Annotated in this window: 18 protein-coding genes; 9 read left to right on the forward strand and 9 right to left on the reverse strand. The window is 71.0% G+C overall.

The features are described from left to right. Nucleotides 1-76: 76 nt before the first annotated feature. The 3 genes from cobF to ACZ6S0_RS16150 all read left to right on the forward strand — a co-directional run bounded on the left by cobF (nt 77) and on the right by ACZ6S0_RS16150 (nt 4,069). Nucleotides 77-835 (forward strand): precorrin-6A synthase (deacetylating), encoded by a 759-nt coding sequence (cobF, locus tag ACZ6S0_RS16140; protein ID WP_465917483.1) that lies wholly within the window; start codon nt 77-79, stop codon nt 833-835. A 142-nt stretch (nt 836-977) separates the two neighbouring features. Continuing rightward, nucleotides 978-2,729: an ABC transporter permease gene (locus ACZ6S0_RS16145; RefSeq protein WP_465917487.1), complete on the forward strand. Its 1,752-nt coding sequence runs from the start codon at nt 978-980 to the stop codon at nt 2,727-2,729. Between the two features lie 17 nt (nt 2,730-2,746). After that, nucleotides 2,747-4,069 carry an ABC transporter ATP-binding protein gene (locus ACZ6S0_RS16150; protein ID WP_465917491.1) on the forward strand — a complete coding sequence of 441 codons (1,323 nt, stop codon included), beginning with the start codon at nt 2,747-2,749 and terminating at the stop codon, nt 4,067-4,069. 25 nt (nt 4,070-4,094) lie between these two features. On the opposite strand, the gene ACZ6S0_RS16155 is transcribed toward ACZ6S0_RS16150, so the two are convergent. The 4 genes from ACZ6S0_RS16155 to ACZ6S0_RS16170 all read right to left on the reverse strand — a co-directional run bounded on the left by ACZ6S0_RS16155 (nt 4,095) and on the right by ACZ6S0_RS16170 (nt 6,209). After that, nucleotides 4,095-4,487: an ArsR/SmtB family transcription factor gene (locus ACZ6S0_RS16155; RefSeq protein WP_465917495.1), complete on the reverse strand. Its 393-nt coding sequence runs from the start codon at nt 4,485-4,487 to the stop codon at nt 4,095-4,097. A 117-nt stretch (nt 4,488-4,604) separates the two neighbouring features. Continuing rightward, nucleotides 4,605-4,793: a hypothetical protein gene (locus ACZ6S0_RS16160; protein ID WP_465917499.1), complete on the reverse strand. Its 189-nt coding sequence runs from the start codon at nt 4,791-4,793 to the stop codon at nt 4,605-4,607. A gap of 245 nt (nt 4,794-5,038) precedes the next feature. Beyond that, nucleotides 5,039-5,974 carry a magnesium transporter CorA family protein gene (locus ACZ6S0_RS16165; RefSeq protein WP_465917503.1) on the reverse strand — a complete coding sequence of 312 codons (936 nt, stop codon included), beginning with the start codon at nt 5,972-5,974 and terminating at the stop codon, nt 5,039-5,041. 37 nt (nt 5,975-6,011) lie between these two features. After that, the gene (locus tag ACZ6S0_RS16170) at nt 6,012-6,209 is read right to left on the reverse strand and encodes a hypothetical protein (RefSeq protein ID WP_465917508.1); all 198 of its coding nucleotides are present in this window, start codon (nt 6,207-6,209) and stop codon (nt 6,012-6,014) included. Nucleotides 6,210-6,379: 170 nt separating this feature from the next. On the opposite strand from ACZ6S0_RS16170, the gene ACZ6S0_RS16175 reads away from it, so the two are divergent. The 3 genes from ACZ6S0_RS16175 to ACZ6S0_RS16185 all read left to right on the forward strand — a co-directional run bounded on the left by ACZ6S0_RS16175 (nt 6,380) and on the right by ACZ6S0_RS16185 (nt 8,527). Then, nucleotides 6,380-7,102 carry a hypothetical protein gene (locus ACZ6S0_RS16175; RefSeq protein WP_465917514.1) on the forward strand — a complete coding sequence of 241 codons (723 nt, stop codon included), beginning with the start codon at nt 6,380-6,382 and terminating at the stop codon, nt 7,100-7,102. A 14-nt stretch (nt 7,103-7,116) separates the two neighbouring features. After that, nucleotides 7,117-7,566, forward strand: a complete 450-nt coding sequence (locus tag ACZ6S0_RS16180) for an NUDIX domain-containing protein (RefSeq protein WP_465917520.1) — start codon at nt 7,117-7,119, stop codon at nt 7,564-7,566. 103 nt (nt 7,567-7,669) lie between these two features. Continuing rightward, the gene (locus ACZ6S0_RS16185) at nt 7,670-8,527 is read left to right on the forward strand and encodes an LLM class flavin-dependent oxidoreductase (protein ID WP_465917524.1); all 858 of its coding nucleotides are present in this window, start codon (nt 7,670-7,672) and stop codon (nt 8,525-8,527) included. Between the two features lie 10 nt (nt 8,528-8,537). Here ACZ6S0_RS16185 and cpt read toward each other — a convergent pair whose 3' ends face one another. The 3 genes from cpt to ACZ6S0_RS16200 all read right to left on the reverse strand — a co-directional run bounded on the left by cpt (nt 8,538) and on the right by ACZ6S0_RS16200 (nt 12,139). After that, a complete protein-coding gene (cpt, locus tag ACZ6S0_RS16190) occupies nt 8,538-9,059 on the reverse strand; it encodes a chloramphenicol phosphotransferase CPT (RefSeq protein ID WP_465917529.1) in 522 nt (173 codons plus the stop codon). A 246-nt stretch (nt 9,060-9,305) separates the two neighbouring features. Then, complete coding sequence (locus ACZ6S0_RS16195) at nt 9,306-11,195, reverse strand: hypothetical protein (RefSeq protein ID WP_465917532.1); 1,890 nt, start codon at nt 11,193-11,195, stop codon at nt 9,306-9,308. Further along, the gene (locus tag ACZ6S0_RS16200) at nt 11,192-12,139 is read right to left on the reverse strand and encodes a TIGR02996 domain-containing protein (protein WP_465917536.1); all 948 of its coding nucleotides are present in this window, start codon (nt 12,137-12,139) and stop codon (nt 11,192-11,194) included. Before ACZ6S0_RS16200 ends, ACZ6S0_RS16195 begins: the two co-directional genes overlap by 4 nt. Nucleotides 12,140-12,334: 195 nt before the next feature. Here ACZ6S0_RS16200 and ACZ6S0_RS16205 point away from each other — a divergent pair, with 195 nt between their 5' ends. Continuing rightward, a complete protein-coding gene (locus tag ACZ6S0_RS16205; RefSeq protein ID WP_465917539.1) occupies nt 12,335-13,597 on the forward strand; it encodes a DUF6745 domain-containing protein in 1,263 nt (420 codons plus the stop codon). Between the two features lie 51 nt (nt 13,598-13,648). Beyond that, nucleotides 13,649-14,053 carry a hypothetical protein gene (locus ACZ6S0_RS16210; RefSeq protein ID WP_465917543.1) on the forward strand — a complete coding sequence of 135 codons (405 nt, stop codon included), beginning with the start codon at nt 13,649-13,651 and terminating at the stop codon, nt 14,051-14,053. 85 nt (nt 14,054-14,138) lie between these two features. Here the strand turns inward: ACZ6S0_RS16210 and ACZ6S0_RS16215 are convergent, their stop codons facing one another. Beyond that, nucleotides 14,139-15,671, reverse strand: a complete 1,533-nt coding sequence (locus tag ACZ6S0_RS16215; protein WP_465917547.1) for an MFS transporter — start codon at nt 15,669-15,671, stop codon at nt 14,139-14,141. Between the two features lie 84 nt (nt 15,672-15,755). On the opposite strand from ACZ6S0_RS16215, the gene ACZ6S0_RS16220 reads away from it, so the two are divergent. Further along, nucleotides 15,756-16,148 (forward strand): winged helix-turn-helix transcriptional regulator, encoded by a 393-nt coding sequence (locus ACZ6S0_RS16220; RefSeq protein WP_465917550.1) that lies wholly within the window; start codon nt 15,756-15,758, stop codon nt 16,146-16,148. Between the two features lie 36 nt (nt 16,149-16,184). Here ACZ6S0_RS16220 and ACZ6S0_RS16225 read toward each other — a convergent pair whose 3' ends face one another. Beyond that, nucleotides 16,185-20,009 carry a S8 family peptidase gene (locus ACZ6S0_RS16225; protein ID WP_465917553.1) on the reverse strand — a complete coding sequence of 1,275 codons (3,825 nt, stop codon included), beginning with the start codon at nt 20,007-20,009 and terminating at the stop codon, nt 16,185-16,187. Nucleotides 20,010-20,099: the final 90 nt, after the last annotated feature.

The raw sequence follows: 20,099 nt of genomic DNA on the forward strand, positions 1-20,099 counted from the left end.
GGCCTATGGGGTCTTTCGGCTGGCGGGTAGCTAGCGGGGTAAATCGTATATCCGGCGTTCTGGCAGACTTTTCCGGGTGAAGCGGCTACTCGTCATCGGGATCGGCGCTGGCGATCCCGACCATCTCACCCTGCAGGCGGTCAAGGCCATCGCCGCCACGGACGTGTTCTTCATCGTCGACAAGGGCGAGACCAAGCACGAACTGGTCCAGCTCCGCCTCGACCTGATCGCCGAGCACGGCCGCGGGCCGTACCGGATCGCCGAGGCCCGCGATCCGGAGCGCGACCGCGTCTCTCCCGCCTACACCGCCGCCGTCGAGGACTGGCGCTCGCGCCGCGCGCTGGCGTGCGAGGCCCTCATCCGCGACGAGCTGGGCGCGGACGAGACCGGCGCGTTCCTGGTGTGGGGCGACCCGGCCGTGTACGACAGCACGCTCGCCATCCTCGACGAGATCCTCCTGCGCGGGAACGTCGCCTTCGACGTCGAGGCCGTCCCCGGCATCAGCAGCGTGGCCGCGCTCACCGCCCGCCACCGCGTCGGCCTCACCCAGGTGGGGCGGCCCACCCACCTCACCACCGGCCGCCGCCTGGCCGAGCGGGGACCCACCGCCGACGACGTGGTGGTCATGCTCGACGCCCACTGCTCGTTCGCCGGGCTGGACGACTTCCACATCTACTGGGGCGCCTACCTGGGGACGCCGGACGAGATCCTCGCGTCGGGGCCGGTCGCCGAGGTCGGCGACCGGATCCGCGAGCTGCGCGACGAGGCCCGTGCCCGCAAGGGCTGGATCATGGACACGTACCTGCTGCGCCGCATCCCGGCGGCGGACCACTGACCTGGCCCACCCGGGCGCGCATGTTTGCAAGTTTGCGCAATTATCTGGCAATGTGGCTGGGTACGTCGTCACCGCAGATGAGTTCCGAGCCGGACGGTCCCGGCCACCTCGTGGGTGCGGTCAGCGGGAGAGGGGCCGCGCGATGGGCCTGCTGCGGTGGCCGACGGGCTCCGACCGGCCGGGAGAGGGCACCGCGCGCCGGCGTACGCGCTGGTCGTGGCCCGACCTCGTGGTGGCGCTCGGCATGCTGGTGGCCCTGTATGTGGTGATCAGGGTCGGTGAGGGCACCACGACGTCCTTCACCCCGTCCAGGACCCCGGAGATCGACACCGACCCGGCCAACCTGCCCTACTACGCGGCGCGCAGCCTGCTGCGGATGTTCGCCGCACTGGCCCTGTCGCTGGCCTTCACCCTGGTGTACGCGTACGTGGCGGCGCATTCGCGCAGGCTGGAGCGGGTCCTGATCCCGGCGCTCGACATCCTGCAGTCGGTGCCGATCCTCGGCTTCCTGACGGTCGCGGTCTCCGCCCTGCTGGCGTTGTTCCCCGGCTCGATGCTCGCACTGGAATGCGCGGCGGTGTTCGCGATCTTCACCTCGCAGGCGTGGAACATGACGTTCGCCTTCTACCACGCGCTGCTCACGGTGCCCAGGGAACTGGACGAGCTGTCGCGGGATCTGCGCCTGACCCGGTGGCTGCGGTTCTGGCGGATCGAGCTGCCGTCGGGGGCGATCCCCCTGGTGTGGAACGCGATGATGAGCTTCGGCGGCGGCTGGTTCTTCCTCGTCGCCTCCGAGCTGATCACGGTGTCGGGCACCGACTACACGCTGCCCGGAGTCGGCTCGTTCGCGGGTGCGGCCATCGCCGAGGGGAACCTGGCCGGGATGGGCTGGGCGATCGCCGCGATGGCGGTGCTGGTGACCGGGGTGAACGTGGTGTTCTGGCGGCCGTTGGTGGCCTGGGCGGAGCGGTACAAGGTGGAGCAGACCGAGGCGAGCCAGGTCCAGCGTTCACTGGTGCTGGACTTCCTGCGCCGGGCGCATTGGCCGCGGCTGCTGGCCCGCGCGTGCGCGCCGCTGCGCGAGCTGGCGATGCGGGCAGGACGCGTCCTCGGCCGGGACGACGGGCCGCTGCAGGTGGATCTCCGGCGGCGGCGGGCCGGTGACGTGGCGTTCTGGGGCGTGACAGGGGCGCTGCTGGCCTGGGGGCTGGCCGGTCTGGTCGGCTATCTCGACGATCACGGCGGGTTGTCGGTGTTCGTCGAGCCGCTGCTGCTGGGGTCGCTGACGTTGGCGCGGGTCGTGGTGCTGGTGGCGGTGGCGACGCTGGTCTGGGTGCCGATCGGCGTGTGGATAGGCTCGTCGCCGCGGCTGACCCGGATCGCCCAGCCGGTGGTGCAGGTCCTGGCCAGCTTCCCGGCCAACTTCCTGTTCCCCCTGGCCACCTGGGTGTTCGTGCGGACCGGGCTGTCGCTGAACGTGGGCGGCATCGTGCTGATGGCACTCGGCGCGCAGTGGTACATCCTGTTCAACGCGATCGCCGGGGCCATGGCGATCCCCACCGACCTGCGCGAGGCCATGGACGACCTGGGTGTGCGCGGGTGGCAGCGGTGGCGACGGCTGATCATTCCGGGGATCTTCCCCGCGTACGTCACCGGCGCGATCACCGCTTCCGGCGGGGCCTGGAACGCCTCGATCGTGGCCGAGGTGGTCACGTTCGGCTCGGCCACGCTGACCGCGTCCGGGCTCGGCGCCTACATCGCCCACGCCACCCAGTCCGGCGACCATCCCGAGCTGCTCGCCGGGATCGCGGTCATGTCCCTGTACGTCGTGGCGCTGAACCGGCTGGTGTGGCGGCGGCTGTACCTGCTGGCCAAGACCCGTTACGCCTGGTGAGAAGGGAGGCCCCGCGGATGCGCACGGAACTGCTGAGTGTACGCGGCCTGACCAAGAGCTACGCGGGCGCGGACGGGGAGCTGCCGGTGCTGGCCGGGATCGACCTGAGCGTCGCCGAGGGGGAGATCGTCGCCCTGCTGGGCAAGAGCGGCTCGGGCAAGTCCACGCTGCTGCGCTGCCTGGCCGGGCTGATCCCGCCCAGCTCCGGCACGGTCTCCTATCGGGGCGAGGTGCTGCGTGGCGCCAACCCCGGCGCGGCCATGGTGTTCCAGACCTTCGCCCTCCTGCCGTGGCTGAGCGTGCTGCAGAACGTCGAGATCGGCCTTGAGGCCCGCGGGGTGCCCGCGGCGCGCCGCCGCGAGGCCGCGCTGCGGGCCATCGACCTGATCGGCCTGGACGGGTTCGAGTCCGCCTACCCCAAGGAGCTGTCGGGCGGGATGCGGCAGCGGGTGGGGTTCGCCCGGGCGCTGGTGGTGGAGCCGGACGTGCTGCTGATGGATGAGCCGTTCTCCGCGCTGGACGTCCTGACCGCGGAGAACCTGCGGGGCGAGCTGATGGAGCTGTGGGAGTCGGGCCAGTTCCCGACCAAGGCCATCGTGGTGGTCACGCACAACCTCGAGGAGGCCGTGCTGATGGCCGACCGGGTCGTCGTGCTCGGCTCGCGGCCGTACGGCACCATCCAGGCCGGCTACCGGGTCGAGCTGGAGCGGCCCCGCGACCGGGGCGAGCCCGCGTTCGCCGCGCTGATCGACGAGATCTACCGGACGATGACCGGCCGCGGGCCTGCCGAGGCACCGCTGCCGCCGTTGGGCCGCGACCTGGAACCGGCCCGCCGCACCCCGGCCAACACCCCGCTGCCGCCCGCCGGCGTGGACGCCCTGTCCGGGCTGGCCGAGATCCTGCTCCAGCACGAGGGCAGCCTGGACCTGGCCGCCCTGTCGGAGGAGCTGAGCCTGGAGGTCGACGACCTGCTGCCGCTCGTGGACGCGCTCGACCTGCTCGGGTTCCTGTCCGTGGACGGCACGCTGCTGGCGCTCACCGGCACCGGCCGGGCCTTCTCCACGGCGGACGTGCAGGAGTCGAAGAAGATCTTCGCCGCGGCGGCGCTCACGCTGCCACTGATCCGGCTCATCACCACCAGCCTGGCCCACAGCGCCGACGGCGGGCTGCGGTACGGCTTCTTCCGGGACATCCTGGCCGGTCACTACACCAGCGAGCAGGTGGCCCAGCAACTGGAGGTGGCGACCGACTGGGGCCGCTACGCCGAGCTGTACTCCTACGACGCCCTCCACGAGGAGTACACCCTCGACCCCGGCCACCGGCCAGAGCCGGAGACCTAGCCGGGCGGCGTCGGGCGGTGCGGCGTCAGGCGCCAGCCGGGCGCGGCGGGGTCAGCTTCAGTTGCCAGGTGGGCCGGGCGGCCTGCGGCGCCGTCGCCACGGCGCCGGTGCCTCCGCCGTCGTCGGGTGGGTCGATCACCCCGGTGACATAGCCGGCGAGCAGACCGGCCTCCGTCAGCAGGGCCGCGACCTGGGCGTTGGCCGCCCGGTAGAAGATCCGGGTGCCGTCGCGCCGCCCGATCACCAGCCCGGCCGCGCGCAGCTTGGCCAGGTGCTGCGACACCGCCGCGATGTGCGCGCCCACCAACTCGGCCAGCTCCCGCACCCCGCACTCTCGCTGGGAGACCGCCGACAGGAGCTGGAACCGGGTCGGATCGGCGATCGCCTTCAACACCTCCACGATCGCATCGACGGACACGACCGGTGAATCCGAAGGAACTTGCGCAACCATGCAACAATTCTACGCCCACAGTGCGACCCCGGCACCAGGACGGGCCCTCCTCGGCCGCCGCACGGCTGCCCGTTGCCGCCCGGTCTACCCGGCCTCCAGCGCGCGGCGTGCGAGCGCCAGGGCGAACTGGAGGCCGAGCTGCGCGAGCAGTCCAGCGCCGAAGGCACCGGCGATGGCCAGGACGACCGACTCGGTCAACGGGAACAGCCGGCGTACGGCCTCGGCGAGCCCGTCCGGCAGCGGCAGGTGGGCGAGAGTGATGGTGATGGTCATGATCGGGACCTCCTCGCAACGCTTCACGCGCACGCGGGCACCCGCCGCGACACGGCCAACAGGCCGACGGCTCAGAGAAGTCCGCAGGTCACAGATGGCAGCGTACGTGCGATGTTGACGCGGATACGGATGGCTGGGACGGCGAGAGGAGACTCCAGCACCTTCAGTGAACCTCCACCCGCAGTCCGTTGTCAAGCGATTGCGCAAATAAGAAAACATAGCGTAGGAAGGAAGGGGGACTCCGCTCAGCGCAGCCAGCCCTTGCGCCGGATGTACCACAGGGGAATCAGCGCCGCGATCAACGTCAGCAGCGTCGTGACCAGGAAACCGTGCTCCCAGGCCAGCTCCGGCATGACGGTGAAGTTCATGCCGTAGAACGTGGCGATCAGCGTCGGCGGCAGGAACACCGCGGTGATGATGGTGAACACTTTGACGATCTGGTTCTGCTTGACGTCCAGCGAGGTCATGATGGACTGCTGCAGATAGCGCACCTTGTCGTGCTCATAGCTGGCGTGCTCCTTCACGCCGTCGATGTCGGCGATCAGGATGTCCAGCAACCCGGCCAGGCGGACCTGTTCGACCTCGAGTTCCGCGCGCAGGTGACGGGCGGCGCGGGCCAGCAGCAGTTGCGTCTCCTGCGACCGCGACACGATCTCCTCGGCCTCGTTCATCCGGGCGATGGTGTCCTGCATGTCGCTGACGCCGATCTCCCTGCCCCGCCGGTTGTAGCCGTTGGTGGCCATGGCGATCTCCTCGTTCATCGCCTCCAGGGCGTCGCCGGCGTGGTCGATCACCCGCTCCGAGGCTTCGTTGAGCGCGTACAGCAGGGCGTACATCACCCCGTACGGGCTCTCGGCCAGGTACGGCGTGCGCCGCATCCGTGCCAGCGCCTTGTCGAAGACCGGGAATCGCGCGCTCGGCTGCAACGTCACCAGCACCTCGCGCCCGAGCGCGAACACCACGGCCTCGCGCCGGACGGTCTCCCCGTCGCGCAGGTTCACCACGACGGGCAGGTAGACGAACGCGTCCGTCTCCCACACCCGTCCGGCCGCGGCGGCGAAGTCCACGCCGGTGGTCTTGGCGACCCTGGCCAGCTCTGGCTCGTCGTCGGCGGGCGCCCGCACCCACCGGCGGTCCAACACGGCCGGGTTGTACCCGACCGCGACCACACGATTCCGCATCTACACGTCTCCTTCCGGTTTCACAGGGGGTCGCGGGTCAGGAGCCCGGGTTGTACGGCGAGGTCGACGACGTCCCCGAGTCACCGGGCGGCGTCGCGGGTGCGAAGTAGTGCACGGCGAGCAGGGCGGCGCAGATGAACAGGTACAGCCCGATCGTGAACGCGATCGCCTGACGCTCCAGATTGGGCCGGTTGACCTGCGGCTTGCCGGTGCCGTTGGGGACGAGCGTGGTCATGACGTACTCCTCACGGGTGAATCACGCGACAGACGGAAGCAGGCGGGCGGCAAGGACAAGGCGGGGGCGCGCGGACGTCCGCGCTCACCCCGGAAACGGGCCGGCGGGCGCGATCAGGAAGCCATTCGGGACTATACGCATAATTTGCATACATACGCAAATAGCTGGCGATGCCGCCCACGGCCACCGGCTCCAGCGGCTCCAGCGGGCCCAAGGGCGGGCCCCCGGGACCGGCGCCATGGCGAGCGATCCGCACATGGACCGAGGGCCGCCGGTGTGATACTGAACCACATATGCGCTTCTTCAATGTGCACGCCAAGGGCTTGCCGGCGCGGCTCATCGGACGGACGCAGACCATGACCGGCGAAATTCGGGCGGCACGGCCGGAGGCGACCCCCGGCCCCGGTGAAAACACCTCGCCGACACCGCGGGCGAACCAGGACGAGATTTTAAAGGATTTCGCATTAGAGCGGTACAAATACATTCTTCAGCAGATCCACGCGTCGAACGAGAACGTCTACAAGTTCCTCGCCATCTACCAGGCGATGGCCAGCACGCTGGCGACCGCCGGCATCGCGCTCTTCATCGGATACAAGGGGTGGGGAATCACCCCCGTGGTGACCAGGGCGGGGCTCCTCGGCCTTTTGTCGCTGATCACCGTCATCGGCGTGTTCACGATGCTGCTCGTTTTCGTCGGGGTCCTCACCTGGCTGGACTACCGGAACGAGGAGTGCGAGCTGACCGACGAGGTCGTCCACCCGGGGTTCAGGAAGAAGCCCAGGGTGCGGAACCTCTTCCGCTGGTACGAGACGTACATCATCGCGTTCATCGCCACCTCCATCGCATTCATGTGGTGGTTCGCGGCCACGTTCATCCTGCCGTTCGTCAAATAGAGGGAATGCGTTTCATGGGCCGTCCGGGTTTCGATTACGTCGGCGTGGGGGTCGGGGCCGTCATCTTCGGCCGGGGAAATCGGGTGTTCCTGGCCCGGCGCGGGCCGAGGGCGCGCAACGAGCCGGACACGTGGGAGTTCCCCGGGGGCGAGGTCGAGCTGGGCGAGCCGCTGGAAGACGCGATCAGGCGTGAGTTCCGCGAGGAATATGGCATGGAGATCGAGCTGACCGACGCCCTGGGTGCGTTCGACCATTTCCTTCCCGGAGCCGAGCACTGGGTGTCGATAACCTATTGCGGCAGGCATGTTCGCGGCGAGCCGGTGATCCGTGAGCCGGACAAGTGCGCGGAGATCGGCTGGTTCGAGCCGCATGACCTCCCGGAGCGGCTCTCGGAGATCACCAAGAAGAACGTGGCGGAGCTGCGTCGCCAGAAACGCCTCCCCGAGGAGACCCCCGCTCCTTGACCTCAACCGGGGTTGAGATTGCACGATGAGTCGCCGGAGCGCGCCCTGTCCGTGGCCCTCGCCACAGTCGGCGGGGCCTTTCCCGAAAGGAACAGCACCGACGATGGACATCGGAATCGGGTTGCCTGGCCATGCTCCGTGGAGCGATGGCCGCGCCCTGGTCGAGTGGGCCCGTCGCGCGGAGAAGCGCGGGTTCTCCACCCTCAGCGTCAGTGATCGCCTGGTCTGGTCCACGCCCGAGCCGCTCATCATGCTGGCCGCCGCGGCGGGCGCCACCTCTCGCATCCGGCTGCTCACCAGCGTGCTGCTGGCGCCGTTGCGTACCAACCACGCGTTGTTCGCCAAGGCCGTCTCGACGCTGGACCGGCTCGCCGGTCCCGACCGGCTGCGGCTGGGCCTGGCCCCGGGGGTCAGGGAGGACGACTTCGTCGCGGGCGAGGTCGAGTACGGCGTCCGGGGCAAGCGGTTCGACCTCCTGCTGGATCGCCTGGCCGCGATCTCGGCGCCCGGCGATCCGGTCGGACCGCGACCGGCCACACCGGGTGGGCCCCCGTTGCTGTTCGGGGGCGGCTCGGCGGCGACCCTGCGCCGCATCGCCACCCACGGCACGGGGTGGATCGCCGGAGACGCCACCGTCCAGGACGTGGAGGACTTCGCCCCCCGCCTTCGCCGGGCGTGGGCCGAGGCGGGCAGGGCCGGATCCCCTCGTCTGGTCGCCTCGATGATGTACGCCCTCGGCCCTGACGCCGAACAGGCGGTCTCCGACGCCATCGGCCCCTACTACGCCTTCGCCGGCGAGGAGTACGCACAGTACGGCGTCTCCCTCGCCCACACCTCCCCGGAGCAGATCACCGCCGCGATCAGCGATTTCGAACGCATCGGCTGCGACGAGCTGATCTTCATGGGAAACGATCCCGACCCCGGACAGGTGGACCGCCTGGCCGACACGATCGGCCTCTGAGCGCCGGCGGTCAACCGGCCCGGGCGGCGATGACCCGCGCGCACTCCAGGGACTCGGTGCGGGTGGTGTCCACCTCCAGGTCGTAGCGCACGCCCTGGTGCACCGACTCCGCCTGCGAAGCGGCCATTCCCCGGGCCCGGTCTCCCCGCGCGATCTCGCGACCGGCCGCGACCGTGCTCTCGCACCTGACGCCCACCCACAACACGTCCAGGCCGACGAGCGCCTTCTGCCACCGTTCCTGGGAGGCCGCTCCGCCGAGGAAGACGTCGTCGATGATGATGCGCGCGCCCGCGCGGGCCATGGCGGCGATCCCCTCCGCCCACGCCGCGTCCAGGGCCCGGAACTCCGGTCCGACGTTGACCCCGCCGTCCGGAGCGAACTCGATGCCCGTCTCCGACGCCTGCATGGCGGCGGGCAACGCGTCGACCAGGGTGTCGACCCCGAGCGCGAGCCACGGATCGGGCAGGACCGCCTGCAGGCACCGGACGATGCCGGATTTGCCCGAGCTGGACCCGCCGTTAAGCAAGATCACCTGAGTTGTCACAACGCCACACTAAGGCGTTCCCGCCAAGGCCCGTGCCGGGCCCTGGCGCCACTCCTCGGAACGGCGTTCAGCACGTCGTGAAACAGCCCGCCCACGGCCACCGACGCCGCGACCAGCGCGTTGTAGCGGGTGACGGCGGCCGTGGTCCCGGCGAGACTACGTGGACGCGCGGGCCCTGCGGGGCAACAGGCGTTCGAACCAGTGGCGGTGGGGCCGGCCGTCCACCGAGGCGTTTCAGTCGTCCTCGTCGTCCCAGTCGTCTTCGTCGTCCTCGTCGGTCCACAGGTCGCTCTCCGGCAGCGGGTGGTCGGCGTCGATGAGGGAGCTGTCGACCGAGCGGCGCCAGGCGCGGCCCTCGTCCGGGTCGGCCCAACTCTCGTCGCTGATCCGCGGGATGGGGATGGCAGCCTGCTGGTGGTCGACCATCCAGGAGTTGCGGAAGAAGTCGAACCGGAGGTGGTAGCAGTCGGCGGACTCGGTGTAGATGATCGGCGGGACGAGGAACCGCGCCACGCCGACCTTGCCTGCCACGATCACGTAGTCATCGGGGATGGATTCGTCGTTCCAGCAGGCGGCGAAGTTCACCGGCTCGAGTGCACCCTCGCCGAGCACGTGGATCAGACCGTCCCTGATGACGAACCGGTCGGGGTCGAGGGCGACGTCCTGGCCGAGCATGAGGATCGGCGCGGGCAGGACGTGCGCCTGGGCGAACGACCGCGCGTCGGCGTACAGCTCGATGATCTCGTCGTGGCGCGTGGGATCGTAGCGTCCTGAGGTGTGGAACGGGCAGCAGAACTCGCTGTTGGGCCGCTCCGGCTCGGGGAAGAACGCCGACTTGTCCACCCGCGTCATGACCGGCCCGCTCTGCCTGGCCCGCAGGAACTCCGGGATCCAGGCGGCGTCGTCGGCCTCGATCACCTCTGTCCGGCAGAGCGCGCGGAACGCGGTGTCGCCGAGCTTGCAGTTGAAGTAGTCGAGCAGGGTGAGCGCGGCGCACTCCGCCAGCGGCAACGCGCCGGTCTTGGGGAACCAGAAGTCGTAGCCGTTGGCCACGAAGTGCACCCCGCGGAACTCCTTGTGGACGAAGGTCTCGCGGGCGGGCCCCGCCCCCAGGCCGCCCCAGTGGGCGGCGGCCACCTGGTTGTAGTACGCGTCGGCGTGCCGGGCCAGCTCCGGCGCGAACACGCTCTCACCGGTCAGGTAGCACGCCTTGCTGAACAGCTCACCGATCTCCGGCGCCTCGGTGACCTCGTCGGCGGTGAAGATGAGTTCGGTACGCAGGAACACCTTGCGGCCGTCGCGGTAGGGGGCGCCCTCGTGCTCGTACCGCTGGTCGAAGATCACGCAGGTGAAGTCGCCGATCTCGCCGAGCGCGACGCCGCCGACCAGGTCCAGCGCGGGCGACCCCGTGCCGCCGGTCAGGTACAGCAGCACCGTGTACCGGGAGATGTGCTGCCGGGCGGCGTCGTAGTAGGGCGTGTCCCGATGCCGGTGGAAGTTCGCGTCACCGGGCTCGAACCGGTTGCACCGGAACACCGGGTTCACGTGCGAGAACCCCTTCGCCACCGCCGGCGGCAACGCGTCGGCCACCACGGCGGTCAACGCCTCGGCCAGCAGTGCCGAGTGGAAGATGAACCGCTGGCCGCCCCGGGTCGCGGCGTTCAGCGGGGGCACGTACAGGTTCAGCTCGTCCAACCGGGTCAGCCGGGCCCTGGCCTGCGGCGTCAACCGCAGTGAGAACGAGAGGACCCCCTCCGCGAGCTCCACCGGCTCGGCCGGCTCCGCCTCCAGCGGCACGTCCTCGAACAGGCGGTCCAAGGGGACGATGTTCTCGAAGGTGCGGAACGACAGCTCGCACGGATCGACGAACACCGCCGCCAGGTAGGGCGCGTCCGCGCTGGGCCGGGCGAACAGGCCCCGTACCCGCTCGTCGATGCGCTCGGCGTCGATGAACCGCACCGACTTGAACCGGGCCGACGGATGCCAGGAGAGGTCCAGCCCGTCCACCGTGGCGGCCGGCTCGGCGTCGGTCGCGTCCACCTCCGCCCGGTAGCGGGCGGCCTCCTCGGCGGACGTGTCCCCGGCCGACAGGGCGAAGAACCGGTCACGAAGCTCGATGCTCACACGTACCTCCACATGCTGCGCAACCCCGACGGAAGACTCTCGGCGTGCGCCAGCATCCGCACGCCGCCCTCGCCGACGTCGGAGTCGTAGAGCCACAGCCGCGCGAGTGACCCGGCGAACGGCGCGGCGAGCAGGGCCTCGACGCCCGCCGTGCCGATGCCGTTGTAGCGCAGATCCAATTCGGTCAGCTCCGGGAAACGGTGCAGGGACGGCATGCCGTCGGCGCTCAGCCCGTTGTACTGCAGGTGCAGGCGGCGCAGCCCGCTCAGGTACGGGGACGCCGCGAGCGCCGCCAGACCGGTGTCGCCGATCCGGCAGTACCGCAGGCCCAGCGCCCGCAAGCGGTCCGCGCGGAGCGAGGTGGCGAGGAGTTCGGCTCCGTCGTGGCCGAGATCCAGGTAGGAGAGGTCGAGCTCGACGAGTCGCCGGGCATCCAGACCTTCGAGGGCCTTCACGCCCAGACGCCCGGGGCGCGGCCCGGGCGCCGGACCGCCTTCCCCCTCCTCGTCGTCCTCGTCCTCGTCGTCGTCCCAGTCTTCCCAGTCTTCGCCTCTGCCCACGATGTTGTGTCTGTCGGCCTTCGCGTCCGGGGTGATTCTCAGCGTGGTGACGAACCGGCCGCGCAACACCTGCTCCACGACCTCGCGAACGTCATCCGACCACTGGACGGCCACCTCCGTGGTGAAGCCGTACCGGCGTGACAGCACGGTCGCCGACTCCGGCCACCCGTCGTCCCACCCGCCCTCGTGCTCCGCGACGAGGTCGGCGATCTCACGTTCGACGGCCGGGCGATCGGCGGGACGGGTACGCGCGAGGCGCCGCTCAAGGCGGATCAACGTGCCCCGGGCGTCACCCTGCTCCACCAGCCAGTCGCTGTAGGCGAGCCACGAGGCGAGATCGTCGGGACGAGCGCGTAACGCGTCTTCGACAGCGGTCGCTTGCATTTGTACGAATGTACGGAGATCGGCTGTTCTGTCAAGCCGCTGCGTCAAGACGGCGAACGGGCCAAGAATGTCGGCGCCGCCGGGTATCGTGCTGGCCCGAGTGATGATCGCCGACGTGGTGAGGCCATGCGGCGCGGCGTACATTACGGCGTCCTCGCGCTGAGTCAGGGGCCGCCTCGACAGGAGGTCTCCACCGTGCATCCACCGGCTCCGGCCCGTTCGACGACCGGCGAACCGGAAGCGGCCCACCCGTCCGTGGCCGAGCCCGGCAAGCGGAGCCGGGACGGGAGGCGGGCATGGGAGTCCGCCGCCCGCGCCTGCTACCGGGAGATCGGCATCCCGTTCCCCGAACGGGTCCTGTGGGTGTCCTCGCCGCTCGTCGGCGCGTTCGCGGCGCCGATCGCCGCCTGCCTGAGCACCGGTCACCGCAACACCCGGGTCCTCGACTCCGTCTACCGCGCGGTGCACGACACGGCCGGCCCGTCCGTCGGCCGCGCCGTCCGCGCCGCGGTCGAGGCGCTGACCGACGGCACGGTGCGCGATCCCGTGCACGGCGCGGCGGCCACCGCCCTGTTCACCGAGATCGACGCGAGGATGAAGGCGGCGAAGGCCGCGGCCGTGCGGGAGACGGGCCCCGTCCCGGCCGCCCGCGAGCAGGGCCCGGGTACGGTGCCCGTCGGCGCGTCGGCCACGGTCGCCGAGGCGGCCCACGCGGCCGTGCGGGCGGCGGTGGACGCGGCGGTGGGCGGTCCGCGGCACGACACGATCCGCGGCGAGATGCGCCGGTTGTGGCGGTCCTACCTGGCGGGCCAGCGGTCCGCCACCTGGCTGTCCCTGGTCGACTGCTTCGATCAGAGCACCGCGCTTCCGTCCAAGGAAAACCCGTCGGAGCAGCCCGTGCCTGCCGGCTGGTGCTGGTGGCCCTTCCGGGACTTCGTCATCTTCTGTCCGCGCCCGGCCGAGTCGCACGTCGAGCAGGTCGGCGAGGGTAGCTGGGCGACGCTCCGGCCGCACCGCGCCGACGGTCCCGCGATCGGCTGGGCCGACGGGTTCGGGCTGTACTTCTGGCACGGCACCCCCGTCCCCCGGGCCGTCATCGACGACACCCTCACCGCCGACGAGATCCTCCGCGAGCCCAACGCCGAGGTCCGCCGTTGCGCCATCGAACGCCGGGGCTGGGACCGCTTCACCACCGAGGCCGACCTGGCCCAGATCGGGCCCGCCATCCCCGACCCGGGCAACCCCGGCCAGACCCTCACCCTGCACGACGTGCCCCACGGGGTCTACACCTCCCCCGTACGGGTCCTGTTGTGCACCAACGGCACCGTCGAGCGTGACGGCACCCGCCGCCGCTTCGGCCTCACCGTCTCCGCCGACTGCACCGACCCGCTCCAGGCCGCCGCCTGGACCTATGGCCTCACTCCGGCGGAGTACGCCCAGGCACAACGACGTTCCTGACGTCGCCCGCCCGCAGACGACCCAGCCCCAGCCCTCCGGTAAAGGAGCCCGATGCCCACCATCGAACAGGCCATCGCCCTCTTCGGCGTCGCCGTCGACGATCATCTCGACCGGCAGGCCGAGATCCCGGTCCTGTCCGGGCTGCAGTTCCAGGGCGATGTCGCCGTCGTGCCGGCGAACCGGGATCCGGCCCGTACCCCTGTCCCCGAGAGCGGCGTCCCGATCGTCCGTGGCCAGAACGAGGCCAACACCCACCTCCTCCTCGCCACCGGCAAGGCGTACTTCACCCCGGAGCGCTCCCTCGGCCTGATGGTGCTCGGGGTGCTGACCGTCCCGGAGGGTGCGACCGCCTACCTCGCGCACCCCGAACACGCCTTCACCGGCATCGCCCCCGGCACCTACGAGCTACGCCGCCAGCGCGAGCAGGGCGACCGGGCCCGGTTCGTCGCCGACTGAGCACGCCCTGCTGAGCACGCCCCGCTGAGCACGCCCCACTGAGCACGCCCCCGAGCGGTCCCCGGCGGCCGTCCCGCACGCGTCCCTACGACTGCGCGGGGACGGAGGCGTCCTCGGCGTCCGACGGCGTCCCGTCCTCCGGCCGCCCGGGTTCGGACGGCCCGGGTTCGGACGGCCCGGGTTCGGACGGCCCGGGTTCGGACGGCCTGGGCGACGACAGTACGGTGGCCGCGAGCAGGAACGCGGCGACGAGCAGCCCGGCCGCGACGCCGAAGGCCAGGTGGTAGCCCTCGGTGAGAGCCGCCGCGGTCGCGAGGTCGCCGCCGGAGCCCGCGCCCTGCGCGTGCGAACTGGCGAGGGTGGCCAGGGCAGCGACGCCGATGGCGCCCCCGATCTGCTGGGTGGTGTTGAGCAGCCCGGAGGCCAGGCCCGAGTCGGCGGGCGTGGCACCCGACATGGCCAGCCCGATGACCGCGGGAAGCGCCAGACCCCCGCCGACCCCGAGCAGGATCACGGCGGGGAGGACGTCCACCGCGTAGGCGGCGTGTATGGGAACGCGGGCGAGCAGCAGGAGGGCGACCGCGGTGGACGCCAGGCCGGCCAGCAGCACCTTACGTCCGCCGAAGCGGGTCATGAGCCGCGCGACCAGACCCAGCGAGATCACCGCGATCACGATGGGACCGGGCAGGTAGGCCAGGCCGGTCTCGATGGCGGTGTACCCGTTGACCGACTGCAGGTACAGGGCCAGCAGGAACTGGAAGCCGAACAGGGCGGCCACGAACAGGATCTGGACGACGTTGGCCCCCCAGAGGTGGCGCGACCGGAAGAGGCGCAGCGGCAGCAGCGGGCTGGCCGCCTTCGCCTGCCGCAGCACGAACCCCGCGAGCAGCACGATCGACACGGCGCCGAAGCCCAGCGTGTGGGCCGAGCCCCAGCCGTGCACCTCGGCCTGGTTGATGGTGTAGACCAGCAGCATCAACCCCGACGTGACCAGGAACGCGCCCAGCAGGTCGGCCCCCGCGCCGAACCCGAGCCCGCGGTCGGCCTGGAACAGCCGGGCGGCCAGGGCCACGATGACGATCCCGATGGGGACGTTGATGTAGAAGATCGAATACCAGCCGACGGCCTGGGTGAGCACTCCTCCGGCGATGACGCCGATCGAGCCCCCCGCCGCGGCCACGAAGCTGAAGACGCCGATGGCCTTGGCCTGTTCGCGCGGCTCGGTGAACATCGTCACGATCATGCCCAAGGTCACGGCGCTGGCCATCGCGCCGCCGACCCCCTGGAGGAACCTCCCGGCGATCAGCACCTCCTGGCTTCCCGACAGTCCGCAGAGCAGGGAGGCCGCGGTGAACAGCGTGATGCCGGCCAGGAACATGCGCTTGCGGCCGATGAGGTCGCCGAGCCGTCCTGACAGCAGGAGCAGGCCACCGAACGCGATCATGTACGCGTTGACGAGCCAGGACAGGCTGGTCTGGGAGAAGCTCAGGGCCGAGCCGATCGTGGGCAGCGCCACGGTGACGATGCTCCCGTCGAGCACGATCATCAATGTGCCCGCGCAGAGCACGTACAGTGCCGGCCAGCGCAGGCGCTCGGCCCGGACGGCTGTCTCGCCCATGGGTCACCCTCATTCCTAGGTAGATGACTTGTTACCGAGGCCATCATTTGTGACCATAGAGGTCGAGCGGAAGAAGGCACATTCATGGTTCAGCGGAACACCGATGTATCAGTGCAGGTCAGCGGCTCGCACGACACGGCGGCCTGCACGGTCATCGAGGTGCTCGACCGGGTCAGCGGCAAGTGGGCCATCGGGATCCTGATCGCGACCGCGCACGGCCCGGTGCGGTTCACGGAGCTGGAGCGGAGCATCAAGGGCATCAGCCGGCGCATGCTGACGCTCACCCTGCGCAACCTGGAGCGCGACGGCCTGCTCGTCAGGAAGGTCTATCCGACGGTGCCGCCCAAGGTCGAGTACACCGCCACGGACATCGCCCTCGAACTGTACGAGTCCCTGGCCTCGCTCACCTCCTGGGCGGAGCGGCACCGTACGGCGATCGCCGCCGCCCGCGACGCCTACGACCACGCGGAGCGGTAGGCGGCGTACGTCAGCACCACCCCCAGGCCGGACCCGTCACTTCAGGCCGTACGCGCGGTGGACGGTCTGGTCGACGCTGTTCCCCTCGCTGTCGGTGGCCTGGACCCTGAGGCCCACGGCGCCCGTCGTCCGGTTCAGCGCGGGTGGGGTGATGGTGGCCTGCCCGGAGCCCGAGGTGCGGACCGGCGTCCAGTGGGCGCCGTCGTCGAAGGTGACCGCGAGCGTGAGGTCGGTGACCTTCGCGTCCGCAACGCCCAGCGAGCCGTGGTAGCCGGTGACGGTGATCCGGTGCGGCGTGCCGGCCTTGACCCGGTTGTCCAGGTCGAGGGGCACGTCGTAGCGGAGGTTCAGCCGCCTGGCCGGCTCGCACGGCGCGGCCTTGCCGGTGACGAACCACGCCAGGCAGAGCCCCTCGTCCGGCGTCGTGATGCCGCCGGTCGGCCGCTTCGAGCGGAACGTCCACGTGCTCTCGACGTCCCTGGCGTACAACTGCGACGGGTTCGGGGTGCGGAAACGGTCGGTGAGCCGGTACTCCGCGTCCCGCTCCGGCAGGTCGAAGGTCGGCACGGTCACCGCGAAGATGCCGAGCACCGCCTGGGCCTCGGTGAGCGGGACCTCCTGGCCGTCGCGGTAGAGGCGCAGTTCGTCCTTGCCGCCGTGCACGTCGCTCTGGAAGTTCGCGTTGTACGCGAACGCCTCCTGGTGGGCGGGGACCGGCCCCATGATCGGGAGGGCGGCCACGAAGAGGTCGTCGGTCCGGCACGGGAAGCACTGCGCGGTCCCGGCGTCGAGCACCGCGCCGGAGACGACGAGGTTCCCCGGCACGCGAGGCTGGCTCCCCCACGCCTCGGTACGCGAGCCGGCGGAGGCGAAGACGTCCATGGCGGTCGCGGCCAGCGCGCGCCGGCTGTAGTAGTCGGCGCCCTCGTCGTAGGTCATCGTGGTCGCGCGGGTCCACACGACGTCCGGTGAGACCGGGCCGACGTACTCGGTCATGGTCGTCCGCGCGCGCCGGTCGTGGTCGAGCGACCAGGGCCCGGCGTACTTGCCCGGGTGGGTCAGCAGGGTGACCGACGTGCTCAGCCCCACCTGGCCGGGCCGGTCGGCGTGGAACCGGTCCTCGATCCGCTGCAGGTCACGCGTGCCGACCGTGTATCCGAGATCGGCGGGGACCCGGCCGCGCTCGGGGAACGCCAGCGAGTACAGGTACGGCGTGGTCGCCGTGCCCTCCGCCCTGACCGTCACCGGGCGACGCCCGGCGAGCGCGGCCAGCGCCCGGCCCTGCTTCGCGGTCAGGCTCATGGTCGGGACGGGATACGTGGGCCAGCTCGCCCCCGGGTCGAGGAAGGCCCGGTTGACGGCCCCGTACCCGAGCACTCCCGCGGCGCCGGCCTGCTGGGCGGCCTTGACCCGGTCGAGGGCGTTGCCGGAGCAGGTCATCGTGGGGCAGAGGTCCGACAGGTCGAGCAGGACGAGCCTGCCGCGCACGTCCAGGCCGGTGAGGTCGGCGCCCGTGCCCGCGTCGACCACCTGGAACGTGCTGCGGCCGTCGAGCTTGGGGGTCTGCGGGTCCACGTTCTGGTAGCGCGGCGTCAGCTCGGGCCCGCCGGGGACCTTCATGGTGATGGCGGGGGCGCCGAGCTGGAAGCGTCCGGCGAGGGTGAACGTCCCCTGGGTGACCTTGCGGGTGGGCAGCAGCACGTAGTTGTGCAGCCCGTACTGCGGGTAGAGCGCGTTCACGTCCACGGAGGCGACGCCGTTGGCGGCGGTGCGCCGGTAGGCGTAGTGCGAGGCGTACGTCTCGGAGTCGCGCGGCGTGCGTACGGACACCTCGCGCGCCTTGCGCAGGTCGAACGTGACCGTGGTGTCCTCGGTGACGTCGAGCTGCGGCTCGGCGGGCAGCGACTGGACCCACTCGCCGTCCGCGCCGCGCCAGGCCAGCGCGGTGGCCACGTGGTAGGTGCCGGGGTAGACCTCGGTCTCGGTCTGCGCGCCTGAGGCGGGGTAGTAGGCGTACTGGAGGTCGTCCCTGTCGTCGGTGCGCATCAGCATCCACGGGATCTCCGTCGGGGCGCTCGCGCCGTCGGGCAGCACCAGCCGGGTCCGCACGGTGACCTTCCTGGGCTCGACGAACGCCCCTACCGCCGTGCTCACCTGGATCTCACCGGCGGCGTCCGTGGCGCGGACGAAGCCCTCGTACCAGGTGTCGGGGCTCGCGGGCGTGAACGTGACGGCGACCGGGGCGGTGCCGTGCGCGGGGACGGTGACCGTGTCGCGGTCGAGGGAGAGCGTACGCTCCGGCAGCGGGCCGCCCCGGTGCGCCGAGACGCCGGTGCGCAGGGTGAGGGTCACCGGCTGGTCGCCGTCGTTGGCGTAGGTGAGGGTCTTGGTGACCGGGCCGTTCTGCGGCGAGGCCAGGAAGCCGAAGTCGACGTTGCCCGACGCGCGTACCTGTTGGGTGACGGCGCGTGCCACGTCGACCCGGCCCGCGCCCTGTTCGTAGGCGCCCTGGCCGTCGCCGTGGACGCTGCTGGTGAGCGCGGCCTTGAGCTGGGTGTTCGTCCAGTCGGGGTGCTGCTGGGCGAGCAGCGCGGCGGCGCCCGCGACGTGGGGGGTGGCCATCGACGTGCCGGAGGCGGCGGTGTAGCCGTCCTCGGCCGGGGTGCCCATGGACGTGCCGTCCGCGCGGGCGGCGACGATGTCCACGCCCGGGGCGCTGAGGTCGGGCTTGAGCCCGTAGTCGATCGCGGTGGGACCCCTGCTGGAGAACCACGCGAGCGCGTCCGAGCGGTCCACCGCGGCGACCGTCAGCGCCGACGCGGCCGTGCCCGGCGAGCCGATCATGCGGTTCTCGCCGTCGTTGCCCGCGGCGACCACGAACAGCGCGCCCGACTCCGCCGAGAGCTGGTCGACCGCCTGGTCGATCGGGTTGCCGGGGCCGGGGCAGCAGGCGCCCAGGCTCAGGTTGACCACGCGGGCCCGCTGGGAGACCGCCCACTGCATGCCGGCGATGATGTCGGACTCCAGGCCGCTGCCGCGGTCGTTGAGCACCTTGCCCACCAGCAGCGAGGACTCGGGCGCGACCCCCGTGTACCTGTCACCGCCGCCCGCGATGATGGAGGCGACGTGCGTGCCGTGGCCGTGGCCGTCGCGCGCGCTCGACTCCGAGCTGAAGTTCTCCGCCGCCGCGATCCGGCCGGCCAGGTCGGGGTGCGTGCCGTCGACGCCGGTGTCGAGCACGGCCACCTTGACGCCCGCGCCCTTCAGCCCGGCCGCCCACGCGCGCGGCGCGCCGATCTGCTCGACGCTGCGGTCGAGCGCGACCTGGACCTTGCGATCGAGCCAGATCTTGGTCGGCCCGGCCTTGGCGGCCGTGTCGATCCCGGACCAGAACCGGGTGGCGGTCTTCTTGTCCACCTTCACGGCCGCGCCGTCGATGCTGGCCAGGGTGCGCGCCCCCGCGACCTGCCCGTGCTGGACGATCAGCGGCAGGGTGGCGCTCTCGGCGTCGGCGTACCCGTTGCCCGCCAGGTAGGCCACGTCGAAGAGGCCGCGGTCCAGGCGTCCGGACGAGACGAGGTCCATGGCGTCGGCCGGGTACACGTAGTAGGAGTCGCGCTCGCGTACGGACAGGAAGAAGACCGGCGCCCCGCCCGGCCGCTCGGCCGGGTCGACGGTCGCCTGCGGGCTCCCGTCAGTGCCGGTGCCGTAGGTCACGACGTCGCCGGTGATCAGAGTGATCTTCTTCGACCGCTCGCCCTCGACGCCGGCCACCGGGGGCGGCGCCGCGGGAGGGACGGCGGGAGTGGCCATTCCGGTGGAGAACAGCAGGCCAAAGGCGACGAGCGACCGGCGGATCATGGGTCTCCTCAGAGATCATCGTGTCCCTGACGAACCATGACAGATCACCGTAAATCCGCGAAAGATAGGACTGCGTCCTCTTTCCGCCAC

This window comes from Nonomuraea sp. NPDC051298 (assembly GCF_055586305.1).

Coding starts and splice junctions, on each gene's coding strand:
- ACZ6S0_RS16150 (WP_465917491.1), top strand. CDS start 2,747: ATGCGCACGGAACTGCTGAGTGTACGCGGCCTGACCAAGAGCTACGCG.
- ACZ6S0_RS16160 (WP_465917499.1), bottom strand. CDS start 4,793: ATGACCATCACCATCACTCTCGCCCACCTGCCGCTGCCGGACGGGCTC.
- ACZ6S0_RS16175 (WP_465917514.1), top strand. CDS start 6,380: ATGCCGCCCACGGCCACCGGCTCCAGCGGCTCCAGCGGGCCCAAGGGC.
- ACZ6S0_RS16215 (WP_465917547.1), bottom strand. CDS start 15,671: ATGGGCGAGACAGCCGTCCGGGCCGAGCGCCTGCGCTGGCCGGCACTG.
- ACZ6S0_RS16180 (WP_465917520.1), top strand. CDS start 7,117: ATGGGCCGTCCGGGTTTCGATTACGTCGGCGTGGGGGTCGGGGCCGTC.
- ACZ6S0_RS16145 (WP_465917487.1), top strand. CDS start 978: ATGGGCCTGCTGCGGTGGCCGACGGGCTCCGACCGGCCGGGAGAGGGC.
- ACZ6S0_RS16225 (WP_465917553.1), bottom strand. CDS start 20,009: ATGATCCGCCGGTCGCTCGTCGCCTTTGGCCTGCTGTTCTCCACCGGA.
- ACZ6S0_RS16170 (WP_465917508.1), bottom strand. CDS start 6,209: ATGACCACGCTCGTCCCCAACGGCACCGGCAAGCCGCAGGTCAACCGG.
- ACZ6S0_RS16165 (WP_465917503.1), bottom strand. CDS start 5,974: ATGCGGAATCGTGTGGTCGCGGTCGGGTACAACCCGGCCGTGTTGGAC.
- ACZ6S0_RS16185 (WP_465917524.1), top strand. CDS start 7,670: ATGGACATCGGAATCGGGTTGCCTGGCCATGCTCCGTGGAGCGATGGC.
- ACZ6S0_RS16210 (WP_465917543.1), top strand. CDS start 13,649: ATGCCCACCATCGAACAGGCCATCGCCCTCTTCGGCGTCGCCGTCGAC.
- ACZ6S0_RS16220 (WP_465917550.1), top strand. CDS start 15,756: ATGGTTCAGCGGAACACCGATGTATCAGTGCAGGTCAGCGGCTCGCAC.
- ACZ6S0_RS16200 (WP_465917536.1), bottom strand. CDS start 12,139: ATGCAAGCGACCGCTGTCGAAGACGCGTTACGCGCTCGTCCCGACGAT.